This is a genomic window from Telluria sp. LT2P34, from assembly GCF_059685915.1.
In genome coordinates this window covers 101,025-116,653 of the sequence record NZ_JCASIN010000001.1, presented here as the reverse complement: position 1 = coordinate 116,653, position 15,629 = coordinate 101,025, and the positions used below count along the sequence as shown (strand labels likewise).

Annotated in this window: 15 protein-coding genes; 4 read left to right on the top strand and 11 right to left on the bottom strand. The window is 63.9% G+C overall.

Annotated features, from left to right (window positions below; all coding sequences use genetic code 11):
* Positions 1–53: 53 nt before the first annotated feature.
* Genes cyoD through cyoA form a run of 4 tightly spaced genes read right to left on the bottom strand, consistent with a single transcriptional unit; the run spans position 54 to position 4,141 of the window.
* Positions 54–470 carry a cytochrome o ubiquinol oxidase subunit IV gene (gene cyoD / locus AC56KZ_RS00530; protein WP_497160181.1) on the bottom strand — a complete coding sequence of 139 codons (417 nt, stop codon included), beginning with the start codon at positions 468–470 and terminating at the stop codon, positions 54–56.
* The gene (cyoC, locus tag AC56KZ_RS00525) at positions 467–1,111 is read right to left on the bottom strand and encodes a cytochrome o ubiquinol oxidase subunit III (protein WP_497160180.1); all 645 of its coding nucleotides are present in this window, start codon (positions 1,109–1,111) and stop codon (positions 467–469) included. The genes cyoD and cyoC overlap by 4 nt, the downstream gene beginning before the upstream one ends.
* A complete protein-coding gene (gene cyoB, locus AC56KZ_RS00520) occupies positions 1,104–3,107 on the bottom strand; it encodes a cytochrome o ubiquinol oxidase subunit I (RefSeq protein ID WP_497160179.1) in 2,004 nt (667 codons plus the stop codon). The genes cyoC and cyoB overlap by 8 nt, the downstream gene beginning before the upstream one ends.
* A 2-nt stretch (positions 3,108–3,109) precedes the next feature.
* The gene (gene cyoA / locus AC56KZ_RS00515) at positions 3,110–4,141 is read right to left on the bottom strand and encodes a ubiquinol oxidase subunit II (protein ID WP_497160178.1); all 1,032 of its coding nucleotides are present in this window, start codon (positions 4,139–4,141) and stop codon (positions 3,110–3,112) included.
* Positions 4,142–4,287: 146 nt separating this feature from the next.
* On the opposite strand from cyoA, the gene AC56KZ_RS00510 reads away from it, so the two are divergent.
* Entirely contained in the window at positions 4,288–5,628 is a 1,341-nt protein-coding gene (locus AC56KZ_RS00510; protein WP_497160177.1) for an MFS transporter, read from the top strand.
* A gap of 109 nt (positions 5,629–5,737) precedes the next feature.
* Positions 5,738–6,376 (top strand): dienelactone hydrolase family protein, encoded by a 639-nt coding sequence (locus AC56KZ_RS00505; protein ID WP_497160176.1) that lies wholly within the window; start codon positions 5,738–5,740, stop codon positions 6,374–6,376.
* Positions 6,377–6,435: 59 nt separating this feature from the next.
* On the opposite strand, the gene AC56KZ_RS00500 is transcribed toward AC56KZ_RS00505, so the two are convergent.
* Both AC56KZ_RS00500 and AC56KZ_RS00495 read right to left on the bottom strand, forming a co-directional pair.
* Positions 6,436–7,356 (bottom strand): ZIP family metal transporter, encoded by a 921-nt coding sequence (locus AC56KZ_RS00500; RefSeq protein ID WP_497160175.1) that lies wholly within the window; start codon positions 7,354–7,356, stop codon positions 6,436–6,438.
* 139 nt (positions 7,357–7,495) lie between these two features.
* Positions 7,496–8,410 (bottom strand): manganese catalase family protein, encoded by a 915-nt coding sequence (locus tag AC56KZ_RS00495; RefSeq protein WP_497160174.1) that lies wholly within the window; start codon positions 8,408–8,410, stop codon positions 7,496–7,498.
* 418 nt (positions 8,411–8,828) lie between these two features.
* Here AC56KZ_RS00495 and AC56KZ_RS00490 point away from each other — a divergent pair, with 418 nt between their 5' ends.
* Positions 8,829–9,464 carry a hemerythrin domain-containing protein gene (locus AC56KZ_RS00490; protein WP_497160173.1) on the top strand — a complete coding sequence of 212 codons (636 nt, stop codon included), beginning with the start codon at positions 8,829–8,831 and terminating at the stop codon, positions 9,462–9,464.
* A gap of 31 nt (positions 9,465–9,495) precedes the next feature.
* Here the strand turns inward: AC56KZ_RS00490 and AC56KZ_RS00485 are convergent, their stop codons facing one another.
* The 5 genes from AC56KZ_RS00485 to mtoX all read right to left on the bottom strand — a co-directional run bounded on the left by AC56KZ_RS00485 (position 9,496) and on the right by mtoX (position 13,954).
* A complete protein-coding gene (locus AC56KZ_RS00485; RefSeq protein WP_497160172.1) occupies positions 9,496–10,245 on the bottom strand; it encodes an LrgB family protein in 750 nt (249 codons plus the stop codon).
* The gene (locus tag AC56KZ_RS00480) at positions 10,229–10,594 is read right to left on the bottom strand and encodes a CidA/LrgA family protein (protein WP_497160171.1); all 366 of its coding nucleotides are present in this window, start codon (positions 10,592–10,594) and stop codon (positions 10,229–10,231) included. The genes AC56KZ_RS00485 and AC56KZ_RS00480 overlap by 17 nt, the downstream gene beginning before the upstream one ends.
* 26 nt (positions 10,595–10,620) lie before the next feature.
* Positions 10,621–11,709 (bottom strand): 4-hydroxyphenylpyruvate dioxygenase, encoded by a 1,089-nt coding sequence (gene hppD, locus AC56KZ_RS00475; RefSeq protein ID WP_497160170.1) that lies wholly within the window; start codon positions 11,707–11,709, stop codon positions 10,621–10,623.
* 239 nt (positions 11,710–11,948) lie between these two features.
* Positions 11,949–12,644: an SCO family protein gene (locus AC56KZ_RS00470; RefSeq protein ID WP_497160169.1), complete on the bottom strand. Its 696-nt coding sequence runs from the start codon at positions 12,642–12,644 to the stop codon at positions 11,949–11,951.
* Positions 12,641–13,954, bottom strand: a complete 1,314-nt coding sequence (gene mtoX / locus AC56KZ_RS00465; protein WP_497160168.1) for a methanethiol oxidase — start codon at positions 13,952–13,954, stop codon at positions 12,641–12,643. Before mtoX ends, AC56KZ_RS00470 begins: the two co-directional genes overlap by 4 nt.
* Positions 13,955–14,163: 209 nt before the next feature.
* On the opposite strand from mtoX, the gene hmgA reads away from it, so the two are divergent.
* Positions 14,164–15,474 carry a homogentisate 1,2-dioxygenase gene (gene hmgA, locus AC56KZ_RS00460; RefSeq protein WP_497160167.1) on the top strand — a complete coding sequence of 437 codons (1,311 nt, stop codon included), beginning with the start codon at positions 14,164–14,166 and terminating at the stop codon, positions 15,472–15,474.
* Positions 15,475–15,629 lie beyond the last annotated feature (155 nt).

The following is a 15,629-nucleotide window of genomic DNA, read 5'->3' as shown; positions in this document are numbered from 1 at the left end:
CCTGCGCTTGCGTCCCATTGCCGGGATGCTCCCTGCCGGACCGGCCAGGCCGGTCATGGCTGGTCGTGCGTGCCGTGGCCGGTGACGGCGGCGGCGTCGCCCATGCCGGACATCATGTTGGCGTTCATGTGGTACATCACCCAGATCGAGCCGCCCAGCACGATCACCAGCAGGATGACGGTCAGGATCAGCGCCATCATGTTCCAGCCGCTTTCGGACTTCGCGTTCAGGTGCAGGAAGTAGATCATGTGCACGACCAGCTGGACGGCGGCGAAGCCGACGATCACGATGCGCGTCATCGACGGGTCGAGCACATTGCCCATCACCAGCCAGAACGGAATGACGGTCAGGATCACGGCCAGCACGAAGCCGATCGTGTAATCCTTCAGGCTGTAATGCACGCCGGGGTCGTCGCCGTGCTCGTGGCCGTGCAGGGCTTCGTGTGCGGCGTCATGGTGATTGGCGCTCATGGCAGCACTCCCATCAGGTAGACAAAGGTGAAGACGAAGATCCAGACCACGTCCAGGAAGTGCCAGAACATCGACAGGCAGGACAGTCGGCGCATGTTTTCCGGCGTGATGCCGTGCTTCGGGATCTGGAACATCAGCGTGACCAGCCACACGATACCGAACAGCACGTGCAGGCCGTGGGTGCCGACCAGCGAGAAGAAGGCGGTCAGGAAGGCGCTGCGCGCAGGGCCGGCGCCCTGGTGGATCAGGTGGTAGAACTCGTAGATTTCCAGGGCCAGGAAGCAGGCGCCGAGGACACCCGTGATGCCGAGCCAGAGCTGGGTCCGGGCCAGGTTCTTGTTTTGCGCCGCGATCATGGCGAAGCCGAAGGTGATCGACGACACCAGCAGGAAGGCGGTGTTGATGGCGACCAGCGACAGGTCGAACAGTTCGGCGCCCGACGGCCCGCCGGCGTAGTTGCGTCCCAGGACGGCGAAGGACGCGAACAGGCTGGCGAACAGCAGGCAGTCGCTCATCAGGTAGATCCAGAAACCGAGCAGGGTGCCGTTTTCCGGATGGTGGTCGCGCACGTGGTAGCGCGCGCCGGTATCAAGGCCGGCGGCGCCGGCGCCAGGGCTGAGGGTAGCGGTATTGTTAGACATGGGCTTCCAGCAGTTTCGTGTGCGCGTTCTCGGTGCGGGTCACTTCTTCCGCCGAGATATAGAAATCACGCTTGTAGTTGAAGGTATGGGCGATGATCGCCGCCATCATGGCGATGAAGGAGATCGCGGTCAGCAGCCACATGTGCCAGATGATAGCGAAGCCCAGCACCATGGCGATCGCCGAGATCACGAAACCGGCCCAGGTGTTCTTCGGCATGTGGATCGCAACGTAGTCGGTCAGCGGACGGGTCCAGCCGTTCTTCTTCATGTCGGCGAAGGTGTCGTTGTCGTGCACTACCGGGGTGAAGGCGAAGTTGTAGTCCGGCGGCGGCGACGACGTCGCCCACTCCAGCGTACGGCCATCCCACGGGTCGCCGGTCACGTCGCGCAGCTTTGCCCGGTCGCGATAGCTGGTGTAGATCTGCATCAGGAGCGCGCCGATACCGGCGGCCACCATCAGGGTGCCGATGAAGGAAATCATGAACAGCGGCTGCAGCTCCGGGTCTTCGAAGTGGCTCGAACGACGCGTCACGCCCATGAAGCCGAGGATGTAGGCCGGACCGAAGGCGACCCAGAAACCGATCGACCAGAGCCAGAACGAGACATGTCCCCAGAACTGGTTGAGCTTGTAGCCGAACATCTTCGGGAACCAGTAATTAAAGCCGGCAAACAGGCCGAACAGCACGCCGCCGATGATCACGTTGTGGAAGTGCGAGGTCAGGAACAGCGAGTTGTGCAGCACGAAGTCGGCCGCCGGCACCGCCAGCATCACGCCGGTCATGCCGCCGATGGTGAAGGTCAGCATGAACGAAATCGTCCACATCATCGGCAGCTCGAAGCGGATGCGCCCGCGGTACATCGTGAACAGCCAGTTGAAGATCTTGGCCCCGGTCGGGATCGAGATGATCATCGTGGTGATGCCGAAGAAGGCGTTGACGCTCGCTCCCGACCCCATGGTGAAGAAGTGGTGCAGCCAGACCAGGTAGGACAGGACCATGATGACGACGATCGCGTAGACCATCGAGGTGTAGCCGAACAGGCGCTTGCCGGAGAAAGTCGAGACCACTTCCGAGAAGATGCCGAAGGCCGGCAGGATCAGGATGTAGACCTCGGGGTGGCCCCAGATCCAGATCAGGTTCACGTACAGCATGGCGTTGCCGCCCTTGTCGTTGGTGAAGAAGTTGGTGTCGAACAGGCGGTCCATGCCGAGCATGGCGAGGGTCGCGGTCAGGATCGGGAAGGACACCACGATCAGGATGTTGGTGGCCAGCGCGGTCCAGGTAAAGACCGGCATTTTCATCAGGTCCATGCCCGGCGCGCGCATCTTGATGATGGTGACGACCAGGTTCACGCCCGAGAGCAGCGTGCCGACACCCGCAATCTGCAGGGACCATATGTAATAGTCGACGCCGACACCCGGACTGGCCAGGATGCCCGACAGCGGCGGGAAGGCCAGCCAGCCGGTACGCGCGAATTCACCGACGAACAGCGAGGCCATGACCAGCACGGCGCCCATGGTCGTCATCCAGAACGAGAAATTATTCAGGAACGGGAAGGCGACGTCGCGCGCGCCGATCTGCAGCGGCACGACATAGTTCATCAAGCCGGTCACGAAAGGCATCGCCACGAAGAAGATCATGATCACGCCGTGGGCCGTGAAGACCTGGTCGTAGTGGTGCGGCGGCAGGAAGCCGGCATTCTCGCCGAAGGAGATGGCCTGCTGGGCGCGCATCATGAGTGCGTCGGCAAAGCCGCGCAGGAACATGACCAGGCCCAGGATCATGTACATGATGCCGATTTTCTTGTGGTCGATACTGGTGATCCAGTCGCGCCACAGCGTGCCCCACAGGCGGAAATAGGAGATGAGGCCGAACACGGCTGCACCGCCGACCACCACGCCCGCGAAGGTGGCGAGCAGGATCGGATCGTGGAAGGGAATCGCGTCCCAGCTGAGCCGACCGAAGATAAGCTTCGTCAAGTCAAGAGAGTCTTGCATGGTTACTTCTTCACAGTATTAATAGGGGTTTCGCAGATCTCGGTGCGGGCGCCGGCTTTGGCGTTCGCCAGCATGACCTTGCGTTCGAGCGCGTCTTGCGGCAGCTTCCTGAGGAGCGCCGCGGTGCGGGCACGCTGGGCGTCCTGCTGCATTTGCTGGTGCATGCAGGCGGCGCCTTCGGCCACGCAGCGGTTCAGGATGGCCATGTACAGGCTCGGGTCGACCGTGCCGTAATGGCGGATCGGCTCTTTTTCCGACGGTTTTTCCAGGGCCAGGTAATCGTTGCGGCCAAGCGGGGCCTGGCTGGTCCTGACCTTTGCGACCCAGGCGTCGAACTCGGCCTGGGTGGTGCCGCGGTAGGCGAAGCGCATGTGCGAGAAGCCGTCGCCGCTGAAGTTGGCCGACAGGCCCTTGTAGTTGCCGGTCTTGTTGAGCACCGCGTTCAGGGTCGTTTCCATCGCCGGCATCGTGTAGATCATGCCGGCCAGGGTCGGGATGTAGAAGGTGTTCATCACCGTCGACGAGGTCAGCTTGAAGCGGATCGGCGTGTCGATCGGGGTGACCAGTTCGTTGACCGTGGCGATGCCCAGCTCCGGATAGATGAACAGCCACTTCCAGTCGAGCGAGACGACCTGCACTTCGAGCACCTTGGTGCCGGCCGGGATCGGGCGGTTCTCGTCGAGGCGTTCGAGCGGCCGGTAAGGATCGAGCTTGTGGGTGCTGATCCAGGTGACCAGGCCGAGCGCGATCACGATCAGCAGGGGCGCGCCCCAGATGACGAGCTCGAGCTTGGTGGAATGGTCCCAATCCGGTTCGTACTTGGCATTCGCGCCCTTACGATATTTCCATGCGAACACAACGGTCAGGATCATCACCGGAACGATAATGATCAACATCAGCCACACCGAAATCTTGATGAGATCGGCCTGCTGCCGCGCAATATCACCGGCTGGATTCATCACCACCGTGTTGCAGCCGGACAGCACCGCAAGCAGGAGGAGCGACAGCCCGGAACGGACAATTTTAGGTTTCATGCTAGGTATCTAACGTTACATGGGTATAAGAACATGCTACTGTACCGGCATCGGCCGTCACTGCACATTGGACGTTTTGTCCCACCCTGATCCCGAAGGCCAGGGGGTATGATGACGGCCGTGGACCTACCTGGAGAGCTAAGAATATGCAAAGCACGACCTACGGCGGCGCCGGAGCCGCTCCCGTCAGCGCACCCCATAGTGGTGCGCGCAACATCAACTCGCGGGACGGCAATATTTCGCCGGGCGATATCGCCGTTGGCGTGGTCATCGGCCGCGCATCCGAGTATTTCGATTTCTTTGTCTACGCCATTGCTTCCGTGCTGGTCTTCCCTGCGGTCTTTTTCCCGTGGGCTGATCGGCTCGATGGCACACTTTACTCCTTTACCATTTTTGCGTTCGCTTTCATCGCGCGCCCGGTCGGTACCATCGTCTTCATGAAGATCCAGGAACGCTTTTCGCGCGAGATCAAGCTGACGATCGCGCTCTTCCTGATGGGCACGGCAACCGTCACGATCTCCTTCCTGCCCACCTATGGCCAGATCGGCATGCTGTCGATCGTGCTGCTGGCGGCCATGCGCATCGCCCAGGGCGTGGCCCAGGGCGGCTCCTGGGACGGTCTGCCTTCGCTGCTGGCCCTGAGCGCGCCCGAGCACAAGCGCGGCTGGTACGCGATGCTAGGCCAGCTGGCCGCCCCGATCGGCTTCCTGATCGCCGCCGGCCTGTTCGCCTTCCTGCTCGAGAACCTGCAGAGCGACGACTTCCTGGTCTGGGGCTGGCGTTATCCGTTCTTCGTTGCTTTCGCCCTGAACGTCGTCGCCCTGTTCGCGCGCCTGCGCCTGGTCTCGACCTCGGAATATTCGCGCCTGCTCGACGCGCACGAGCTGGATCCGGCGCCGGTCGGCGAACTGGTCAGCAAGCAAGGCTCGACCATCGTGATCGGCGCCCTCGCCGCCCTCGCCAGCTATGCGCTGTTCCACCTGGTGACCGTGTTCCCGCTGTCGTGGATGCAGCTGTATGACACGCGCCCGATCAGCGGCTTCCTGTATATCCAGATGTGGGGCGCGGGCGTTGCCGCCGTCTGCATCCTGATTTCCGGCCTGGTCGCCGACAAGGTCGGCCGCCGCACCACGCTCGGCACCCTGGCCGTGCTGATCGCGCTGTTCTCGGCCTTTGTTCCGACCCTGTTAGAGGGCGGCGAGTCCGGCCAGGACCTGTTCGTCCTGATCGGCTTCGGCCTGCTCGGCCTGTCCTACGGCCAGGCGGCGGGCGCCGTGACCTCGAACTTCGAATCGCGCTTCCGCTACACCGGCGCGGCGCTGACCTCGGACCTGGCCTGGCTGGTCGGCGCGGCATTTGCCCCGCTGGTCGCGCTCGGCTTGTCGGCCCACTTCGGCCTGGGCTATGTCAGCCTCTACCTGCTGTCGGGCGCGCTCGGCTCGCTGGCCGCGCTGAGCCTGAACCGCAAGCTGGAAATAAAGGACTGATCAAGGACCAGCTGCATTGGTCGAAACAAAAAATCCGGCCGGACAGCTTGTCCAGCCGGATTTTTTTTGCCGCGAGCATGGTCTAACTGTGTTTGGAGCGTGATGCGGCATGACACGCAAGATCCTGGTCACCATCCCGGTGGGCACGGCCGTACTGCAAGGATTGCTGGAACTGCCGGCCACGCCGATCGGCATGGTGCTCTTCGCCCACGGCAGCGGCAGCAGCCGCTTCAGCCCGCGTAACAATGCCGTCGCCGGCGAGCTGCGCGCCGCCGGCGTCGGCACCCTGCTGCTTGATCTGCTGACGCCCGAGGAAGACGCCACCGTCCAGAACCGCTTCGATATCGAGTTGTTGGTGGCGCGCCTGCACGCGGCCGCCACCTGGATCGGCACCGAGCCCCTGACCGCTCCCCTGCCCCTCGGCCTGTTCGGCGCCAGCACCGGCGCGGCCGCGGCCCTGCGCCTGGCCAGCGACGACGGCACCGGCATCGCCGCCGTGGTCTCGCGCGGCGGCCGCCCCGACCTGGCCGGGCCCGCACTGGCGCGCGTCATCGCACCGACCCTGCTGATCGTGGGCGGCGAAGATGGGGTCGTCGTGGACCTGAACCGGCAAGCCTTCGACGCCCTTGCCTGCGAAAAGGCGCTCGAGATCGTGCCGGGAGCAGGACATTTGTTCGAGGAACCGGGCGCGCTGGCGCAGGTGTCGACACTGGCGACGAACTGGTTCGTGCGGCATTTCGAGCCGTAATCGGCTTGGATTTCCGTAGGGTGGGCTCCTGAGCCCACGCGGTATCACTCTGAGCGGATTCACGCCAGCGCCGTATCCAGCACCGTCATCAAGATAAACCCGAACACCAGCGCAATCGTCGCCGAGGTCTCATTGCCGTTCTCGCGCATTTCGGGAATCACGTCGTGGACGATCACGAACAGCATCGCGCCGCCCGCCGCCGCCAGGGCAATCGGCAACAGGCCGGCCGAGATGCCGATCAGGGCCACGCCGAAGGCGGCCGCCACCGGCTCGACCAAGCCCGACAGCACCCCCAGCCCGACCGCGGTCAGGCGGCTGTAGCCGACCGTGCGCAGCGCAAGCGCCACGACCAGGCCTTCCGGCACGTCCTGGATCGAGACTCCGGTCATCAGGGAATGCGCCTTGTCGAGGTCGATCCCGGCATAGGCCACGCCGATCGCCATGCCTTCGGGCAAGTTGTGGAGGGCGACGGCGGCCACGAACATCCAGGCGCGGCGCAGCGAACTGGCGTTGGAATTTTTTTCCAGCACGCTGCTTGGCTCGATCGCACGGCTCATCAGGAGGATGGCGCCGGCGCCCGCCATGATGCCGACACCTGCCAGCAGGCTCGCTTCCCATGGGCCCGCGCCCGCGGACTTGGCCGCCGCGATGGCTGGGATGACGAGCGAAAACGCTGTTGCGCCCAGCATGACGCCGGCGCCGAAACCGAGGAAGCAGTCGTAGGTACGTTTTGAAAAATTCTGTGAAAACAGGACCGGCAAGGTCCCGAGCGCGGTTGCCGCGGCAGCAATGGCGCCGCCCAGCAATGCGTTATGCATCTTCGGGTTGGCATTCATGACCTGGTCGACCAGGCTACCGAGCAACAACAAACAACCCACCGAGCAAATCAGCAGGCCGATCGCGCGCCGAACGGTGAGCGCACGGACGATGGCGTCTGTCCAGCCGAGCTTGCGTGAGTCAGAGTCAATCCCAGAATCCATCAACAATCCTTTCCGCCCGCCGGCTGTGTGCTTGTTACGCTTGCCCACTGTACCAGCGGCGCGGCGTGCGTGGCGGCCGATAGGCTGGCCGCCGCGCACGCCACATTCTCATTCGCTTACGGCTCGCTTGTTTGATGGCTTACTTGGCGGCCTGCTTGACTGCCGAAGCGCCCTTGGGCGTCGATGGATCCAGGCCCAGCTCGGCGCCGGTCTGCGGATCCGTCGAAGGATCGGACATGGTGCGCATCTGCATTTGCTTGAGCACCTTGACGTCCTCGGCCGGCAGTTTCACTTCGGCGTCGCCCGAGCCGCCGTCGACCGCCATCTGCTTCTCGCGGTCGGACACGAAGTCCCAGTCCGGACCCTGGTTCCATGGGCCGCGCATTTCGCCTTCGCCCTGCGACATGTTGTAATACACGCTCGAGAAGCGCGGATCGACCGGCGATTTACCTGCCGGGAAATTCGACTCCATCGAATACAGCGCCTTCTCGAAGGACTTCTGGTGCGCCACTTCGCGCGTCATCAGGAAACCGAGTGCTTCTTTCACGCCCGGGTCGTCGGTCAGCGAGATCAGGCGTTCGTAGACGATCTTGGCGCGCGATTCGGCGGCGATGTTGGAACGCAGGTCGGCGCTCGGCTCGGTGATCGAGTCGATATAGGCTGCCGTCCACGGCACGCCGGCCGAATTGACCAGCGGGGTACCGGCGCCGTACAGCACCTGGGTCACGTGGCTGTCGTTGCCGGCGCCGGTGATCTTGCGGTAGGTCTCGGCTTCGGTATCGACTGCTTCAGCAAGGCGGCCCTTGGCGCCCTTGTTCAGCATGGCGACGATGTGGCCGATCACTTCGAGGTGGCTGAGCTCCTCGGTCGCGATGTCCATCAGCATGTCCTTGCGGCCCGCGTCGTCTTCCGAGACGGCCTGGGTAAAGTAGCGCATGGCGGCAGCGAGCTCGCCCTGTGGCCCACCGAATTGCTCGAGCATCAGATTGGCAAGGCCAGGATTGGGGCCGCTGACGCGGACTGTGTACTGCAGGCGTTTGTTATGTGCAAACATTCCGACTCCTCTGATAGATTTAGTCTAAGCGTCCACGCGACAGCGTGCGACACATCCGTATACGGCTGGAGTACACCGTCGAACATGGCTCATCTTGGCAGTGACGGGATGACAAGTAATCAGTCGCCTCGCCGTATTCGTGTAGGACTGCGGCGACACGCTGTTGATGAGCGCAGAATCATTTCCGGGAAGATTTGTATCGGAGTGGAAATACTTGCAGTTACAAAATGTTTGTGTGAACAGACGCGCAGGCGGGGCATGCAGCCTGCGCGTTACACCAACTATTACGAGCTACGAATTCCTGGCGTCATCCTGAACACGCGCCATCGGCCGACAAGGCTCTGCGACCTACTCCTACTTCGTGCGCCCAGCCGCGCGACTAGCATCTTAATTATTCGTCAATACGGAGGGATGCCAAATGTTTTCCTTGAACCAGCTCAGCCCAACCATCACCGACATGATCCGCTTCGATCACTCGCACGTGATGGTCACGTTCCACCAATACACGAAAGACAAGTCGCCCAGCGTCAAGAAGGCCCTGGCGGAAACCATCTGTACCGCCCTTGAAATCCACGCCACGCTGGAAGAGGAAGTGTTCTATCCGGTCATGCGCCAGCTCGACAAGGGCGAACCCTTTGTCCACAAGGCCGAGCCGGAACACAACGACATGCGCCGCATGATTTCGGACCTGCGCCGCACCAGCGCTTCCGACCCGCGCCACGACAAGCTGCTGCTCGAACTGATGCGCGACGTGATCCACCATGTGGCCGACGAGGAAACCACCCTGCTGCCGCAGGCGGAAATGCTGATGACGCGGGCGCGCCTGTCGGAACTCGGTTCGCAAATGACCAAGCGCCGCATGGAATTGCTTGCGCCGAAGGCGGGCAAGCTGGCCAAGAGCCATGCGGTGGGCTTCTCGGGCAGCACGACGGCAGTCGTCGTCGGCCTCGCCAGCGCCCTGTTCGCGATGCGCCACCTGGTCAAGAAGCCGGACGGGACCTCGGCCAACACCAAGACCTGGGCCAACGCCAACTCGATGCCGCACGGTAGCTGAGTCAGGTAATACCTACACTGCGCCTGCCGGCCTAGGCCAGCAGGCGCCGCAGCGCCGCTTCCAGCGGCGGCACCAGCCATGGTGCAAGCAGGGCCGTGAGCACCCCGTTCAAACCCATGCTGAGTCCGGCAAAAGCACCCATCTCGAGACTGACCTGGAAGGCGCGCGCCGTGCCGATGCCGTGCGCCGCCACGCCCAGCGCAAAGCCACGCGCGGCCGGCGATTCGATGCGCAGGGCATTGAAGAGGAAACGCGCGATCACCGCGCCGAAGATGCCGGTGCCGATCACCAGCACGGCGGTCAGCGCGGGCACGCCGGACAGCCGTTCCGAGACCGCCATCGCGATCGGCGTGGTGGCCGATTTCGGGGCGACGCTGCGCACCAGCGCGACCGGACCTCCCAGCAGCATCACGACCGAAACCGCGCTCACGATCGCCGTCACGCTGCCCGCCGCCAGCGCGCACAGCAAGGGCAGGATTGCGCGCCGCATGCGCGGCAACTGGCGTGCCAGCGGCAGCGCCAGCGCCACCGTTGCCGGACCGAGCAGGAAATGAACGAACTGCGCTCCCGAAAAATAGCGCTCGTAGGACATGCCGCTGGCGAGCAAGGCCAGGCTGACCAGCGCGATGGCGATCGCGACCGGATTGGCCAGCGGCGAATAACGGCAGCGCGCATAGATGGCCTGGGCGGCGAGGTAGGCGCACAAGGTCAGCGTCAGCCCGGCCAGGGGCGAGGCCGACAGGTAGACCCAGAAGTGCCCGAGGCTAGCGAGGCCCGGCATCGGCATCGTTCTGCGGCTCCGGCGCGATATTGCGCAGGATGAGCGCGGTGACCGCCAGCGACAGGACGGTCGACACCACCAGCGAGGCGAGGATCGCCAGCCAGTGCCCGCTGCCGCTGCCGGCGGCGGCAATGATGCCCACGCCCGCCGGGACGAACAGCAGCGACAGGTGGCGCAGCAGCTCGCTGGCTGCCGCCTCGATGCGTCCCTGCAGCGCCGGCCACAGCAACAGCGCCGCGAACAGCAGCACCATGCCGGCGACCGGGCCCGGAACCGGCAAGCCGAGCAGGAAGACGATGCCTTCGCCGAGGCACTGGAACAGCAGCAGGATGGCGAAGGCGGGCAGCATGGCGTCGGTCAGGCGGTCCCGACGTCTTACGCCGCTTCGGTTGCCGCGCCGATCGCTCCGCGCTTGACCTGGTCGCGCTCGATCGACTCGAACAGCGCCTTGAAATTGCCCTCGCCGAAGCCGTCGTCGCCCTTGCGCTGGATGAATTCGAAGAACACGGGACCGAGCTGGGTTTCCGAGAAAATCTGCAGCAGCAGGCGTGGCTTGCCGTCCACCACCGAACCGTCGAGCAGCAGGCCGCGCGTCTGCAGGTCGGCAGGGTTTTCGCCATGGCCCGGAATGCGGCCCTCCAGCATCTCGTAATAGGTCTCGGGCGGCGCGGCCATCAGCGGCACGCCGGCGGCGCGCAGGCTGTCCACGGTTGCCTTCAGGTCCTCGCTCAGGAGGGCGATGTGCTGGATGCCCTCGCCGTTGAACTGCATCAGGAATTCCTCGATCTGGCCGCCGCCGGCCTTGCCTTCTTCGTTCAGGGGAATCCGGATCTTGCCGTCCGGGGCGGTCATCGCCTTCGAGGTCAGGCCGGTGTACTCGCCCTTGATGTCGAAGTAGCGGATCTCGCGGAAATTGAACAGCTTTTCGTAGAACCCGGCCCAGAAGGACATGCGGCCGCGGTAGACGTTGTGGGTCAGGTGGTCGATGATCTGCAGGCCGTGGCCGGGCGGGCGGCGGTCGACGCCGTCGATGAATTCGAAATCGATGTCATAGATCGACTTGCCGTCTTCGAAACGGTCGATCAGGTAGAGCGGCGCGCCGCCGATGCCCTTGATCGCCGGCAGGCGCAGTTCCATCGGGCCGGTCGGAATGTCGACGGCCTGGGCGCCCAATTCCAGGGCGCGCGCATAAGCCTTGTGCGCATCCTTGACGCGGAAGGCCATGCCGCAGGCCGACGGGCCGTGCTCGGCGGCGAAATAGGCTGCGTAGCTCTTCGGCTCGTTGTTGACGATGAAATTGATTTCGCCCTGGCGGAACAGCACCACGTCTTTCGAGCGGTGCACCGCGACCTTGGTGAAGCCCAGCTTTTCGAAGAGCGGCTCGAGCACGCCCGGCGTGGGCGATGCGAACTCGACGAACTCGAAGCCCATCAGGCCCATTGGATTGTCAAACAGGTCAGCCATCTTGTTTTCCTCTTGATGCAAAATTATCTCCCCAGCCGGCGCGCCAGCCTCATGAGCGGCAGCGCCGGGCGGAACCTGCCAGCCGGATTGATCATCGCGGCTAACGAACCATGCGCCGGCCTCGTGCATGGCTTGATCAGGCACGGGCGGCGTCAACGACGGCAATGATACGCCAGTTGGCCGTCTTGCTCTTCTTTACATGATGTCGAATCGGCACTGGCCGAGCCAGGGATGGGAGATCAGCGCTGCGGGCCGGGCCGGGTCCGCTCGCGCAGCAGCGTCCCGATATCGTTCAGCAGCACGGCCGGATGCAGGTAGGAGGTCGAATAGATTTCGCGCACCTGGCCGCCGGCGTCGAGCAGGTAGACCTTCAGCATATGGCTCAGCACCGGCACGCGCTGGCCCGGCGCGCTGGCCGCCACCGAGACATCCTGGCCGAAGCCGTCGAGCAGCGGCGCCAGATCGCGGCCGTTGCGGGTGGTGAGGAAACGCCATTCCAGGCCGCGCCCTTCCCTCGCCTCGCGCCCGCCGTAGCTGCGCATCGCCGCCGGCGTGTCGTGGACCGGGTCGAAGCTCATGCTGACGAAACGCACCTTGCCGTGCAAACCGGGCGTGCGCTCGATGGTGTCCTTCAGGCTGTGCAGCGTGGCATAGGCCAGCGGGCAGGCTTTGGAATCGGTGCAATAGGTATAGATGAAGGAGAACAGCGTGACCTTGCCACGGGTGAATTGCGACAGGCGGCGCAGCTTGCCATCGCTGTCGAGCACGAGCCCGTCGGGCGCCTGCATGATCCGCTCGAGCCGGTAACTGCCGGCCGCGGGCGGCACAAAGGCGAGCGCCGGGACCGCTGGCGCGCCGGCCCCGGCGGCGTTCCCGCCGCCTGCCGCCAGCACCAGCACCAGCACCAGCCAGGCGGCCGTAAGCGCTGGTTTCACCGCGCCGCCACCTGCGCCGCCGGCCCGCCATAGGCCGCCTGCTGCCCGGTCTTCGCCCCCAGCTTCATATGGTGCGGCCGCCCGAGTTTCAGCTTGTAGAAATCGACTTGCCAGCGTTCGCTCAACTGCTTGCCGTCCCAGGCGAACAGCTTCACGAACTGCTCGTTGTCGGCGCCGCCCTTGTCCCAGTTGGCCAGCAGCGACGAGCTCACATAGATGCGCTTGCCATCCCAGCTTTGCGAAATCATGTTGACCTGGGCACCGGTCTTTTTGGCATAGGTCTGGCGCGGCGCTTCCGGCTTGCTGATATCGAAATACCGGGTCGTGCCATCCATAAAGGTGTTGACCCAGAGACCCTTGCCGTCGGCCCGCATCGAGATATCGACCGGCAAAGGCGTTTTGGCCGGGTCGCCGATGGCGCCGACATCCCTGGCTTGCCAGCCGCCCTTGCCGTCGCGCTTGACCAGCCACAGCCTGGAGGTGAGCGCGGTGGCGGTCATGGCCCAGTCGTCGCCGCCTCCCAACGACCAGCGGATCTCGAGCGGTGCGCCGGGCACGCTCAGCACCTGCTCGGGCTGCATCGTCTTCAGGTTCCAGACCACCATCGTGTTGCCGAACTGCTTCATTGCGCCCTGGTCCTCGATCAGGCTGCCCAGCGGCCGCATGTAGTTCTGCTTGCCGGTGAAACTCGAACTGAGCATGGTGTTGCGGGATGGATTCACCGCCAGGTCATAGCCGTAGCCGTCGCCGCCTTTGCTTGTAGGCATGTCGTAGCTGCGGATGAACTCGCCCTTGTTGTTGTACAAGGCCATGCCGGTCTTGCCGCCGCCATCCCTGGCGTTCGACAGCGCCCCGATCAGCATCCTTCCGGGCAATGCATAAAAGGTGTGCGGGCCGACGAGCCCGGAGCGTTTGGCGAAATCGCTGATGGTATTGACCAGCCGCGGTTTGGCGGGGTCGGTGTGGATGTCGAAGATATAAATCTTGCTGTCGTCGAGTCCGCCGGCCCAGAGGAAGCGCCGGTCGTCGCTGAAGCCCGCATGGTGGGCCTCGCCGCGCCCGCCCACCGATACCTGGGTCACGACCTTGCCGAAGGTCGGCGACTTCGGATTGGCGTCGAGCGTGACGAGCTTGTCGGAGCCGTCGCCCATGCCCGCCACGCCCAGCGTCCACACATACAGGTAATCCTCCTGTCCCTTGATCAGGTTCGACAGGTAGGGGGAGTTACAGGTTTCATCGGCCAGCGCCAGCGGATTGAGCGGGCCCAGCATGAGAGTGGCAAGCACGAGCGCGGATCGTTTCAGTCGCATGGGGATCTCCTGTGAGCATGGGGGCGCCAATGCAAATTTGGCAATGCTCAATAGTCGCCGCCCGCTGGCGTCCCGGTTTGCGCCAGATCAAAGCGGGCCAAAAAAACGAACTCAAGCACAGCTGGGCCAGCAGCCCGCCGCCGGCCACGCTTATTGATAAAATAGCGCGTAATCATACGTACAACAAACGCCTTCACGAAAGACTTTGGATGACCCAGAATAGTGGTACGGAAGCCGGCTACCAGTCCGGTTTCGGCAACGAATTCGCCACCGAGGCCTTGCCCGGCGCCCTGCCGCAGCACCGCAACTCGCCCCAGCGCGTCGCCTACGGCCTGTACGCAGAGCAGATTTCCGGTACCGCCTTCACGGCCCCGCGCTCGCACAACCGGCGCTCCTGGCTGTACCGCATCCGTCCCGCCGCGATGCACGGCGCTTTCGAGCAGATCGACAGTGGCCGTATCGTCGGCAATTTCACGCAGGTGGCGCCGCCGCCGAACCAGATGCGCTGGAGCCCGCTGCCGATTCCGGACGCGTCTGTCGATTTCATCGACGGCTGGGTCACCATGGCCGGGAATGGCTCGGCTGAATCGATGAGCGGCTGCGCGGTGCACCTGTACGCCGCCAACACATCGATGAGGGACCGCTTTTTCTACTCGGCCGACGGCGAGCTGCTGATCGTGCCGCAAGAGGGCCGACTCGAAATCGCCACCGAGCTGGGCACAATCGCGCTGGAACCGCAGGAAATCGCCGTCATTCCGCGCGGCATCCGGTTCCAGGTGCGCCTGCCGGACGGCGCGGCGCGCGGCTATATCTGCGAAAACTTCGGCGCCCTGCTGCGCCTGCCCGACCTTGGGCCGATCGGCTCGAACGGACTGGCCAACCCGCGCGATTTCCTGACGCCGGTCGCGTCCTACGAGGAGCGCGAGGGCGATTTCACGCTAGTGGCGAAGTTCTGCGGCAAGCTGTGGGCCGCGCCCCTGAAGCACTCACCGCTCGACGTCGTTGCCTGGCACGGCAATTACGCGCCCTATAAATACGACCTGCGCCACTTCAACACCATCGGCACGATCAGCTACGACCACCCCGATCCTTCGATTTTCCTGGTGCTGCATGCGGCAAGCGACACGCCGGGTGTCAGCAGCCTCGACTTCGTCATCTTCCCGCCGCGCTGGCTGGCCGCCGAAGACAGCTTCCGTCCACCCTGGTTCCACCGGAATGTCGCCAGCGAGTTCATGGGCCTGGTGCATGGCGCCTACGACGCCAAGGCCGAGGGTTTCGTTCCGGGCGGCGCCAGCCTGCACAACTGCATGAGCGGCCACGGGCCGGATGCGGCGACTTTTGAGAAAGCCAGCAATGCCGACACCAGCAGCCCGAGCAAGGTGGCCGACACCATGGCCTTCATGTTCGAGACACGGAACGTGCTGTGCCCGACGGTGCACGCGCTCGCCTCGCCGCAATTGCAGGCCGGCTACCACGACTGCTGGGCCGGCATCCACAAGAACTTCCGGCCGACGCCCTGAGGCGGCACGCGCACTGAAAACGCCGGCTTGTACCGAACAGGAATTGACCCGGCTTTATCCGCCACACATATCGATCGCATCAGTAGCACATCCATGCTCCCAACTAGCATGGGGAAGTTGAACGGCAGGACGGCCCCCGTGGCCGGCCAGAACGC

What these genes read in the sequence shown, in the direction of transcription:
- cyoD (WP_497160181.1), bottom strand. Translation starts at nt 470, where the DNA reads ATGAGCGCCAATCACCATGACGCCGCACACGAAGCCCTGCACGGCCAC.
- cyoC (WP_497160180.1), bottom strand. Translation starts at nt 1,111, where the DNA reads ATGTCTAACAATACCGCTACCCTCAGCCCTGGCGCCGGCGCCGCCGGC.
- cyoB (WP_497160179.1), bottom strand. Translation starts at nt 3,107, where the DNA reads ATGCAAGACTCTCTTGACTTGACGAAGCTTATCTTCGGTCGGCTCAGC.
- cyoA (WP_497160178.1), bottom strand. Translation starts at nt 4,141, where the DNA reads ATGAAACCTAAAATTGTCCGTTCCGGGCTGTCGCTCCTCCTGCTTGCG.
- AC56KZ_RS00510 (WP_497160177.1), top strand. Translation starts at nt 4,288, where the DNA reads ATGCAAAGCACGACCTACGGCGGCGCCGGAGCCGCTCCCGTCAGCGCA.
- AC56KZ_RS00505 (WP_497160176.1), top strand. Translation starts at nt 5,738, where the DNA reads ATGACACGCAAGATCCTGGTCACCATCCCGGTGGGCACGGCCGTACTG.
- AC56KZ_RS00500 (WP_497160175.1), bottom strand. Translation starts at nt 7,356, where the DNA reads ATGGATTCTGGGATTGACTCTGACTCACGCAAGCTCGGCTGGACAGAC.
- AC56KZ_RS00495 (WP_497160174.1), bottom strand. Translation starts at nt 8,410, where the DNA reads ATGTTTGCACATAACAAACGCCTGCAGTACACAGTCCGCGTCAGCGGC.
- AC56KZ_RS00490 (WP_497160173.1), top strand. Translation starts at nt 8,829, where the DNA reads ATGTTTTCCTTGAACCAGCTCAGCCCAACCATCACCGACATGATCCGC.
- AC56KZ_RS00485 (WP_497160172.1), bottom strand. Translation starts at nt 10,245, where the DNA reads ATGCCGGGCCTCGCTAGCCTCGGGCACTTCTGGGTCTACCTGTCGGCC.
- AC56KZ_RS00480 (WP_497160171.1), bottom strand. Translation starts at nt 10,594, where the DNA reads ATGCTGCCCGCCTTCGCCATCCTGCTGCTGTTCCAGTGCCTCGGCGAA.
- hppD (WP_497160170.1), bottom strand. Translation starts at nt 11,709, where the DNA reads ATGGCTGACCTGTTTGACAATCCAATGGGCCTGATGGGCTTCGAGTTC.
- mtoX (WP_497160168.1), bottom strand. Translation starts at nt 13,954, where the DNA reads ATGCGACTGAAACGATCCGCGCTCGTGCTTGCCACTCTCATGCTGGGC.
- hmgA (WP_497160167.1), top strand. Translation starts at nt 14,164, where the DNA reads ATGACCCAGAATAGTGGTACGGAAGCCGGCTACCAGTCCGGTTTCGGC.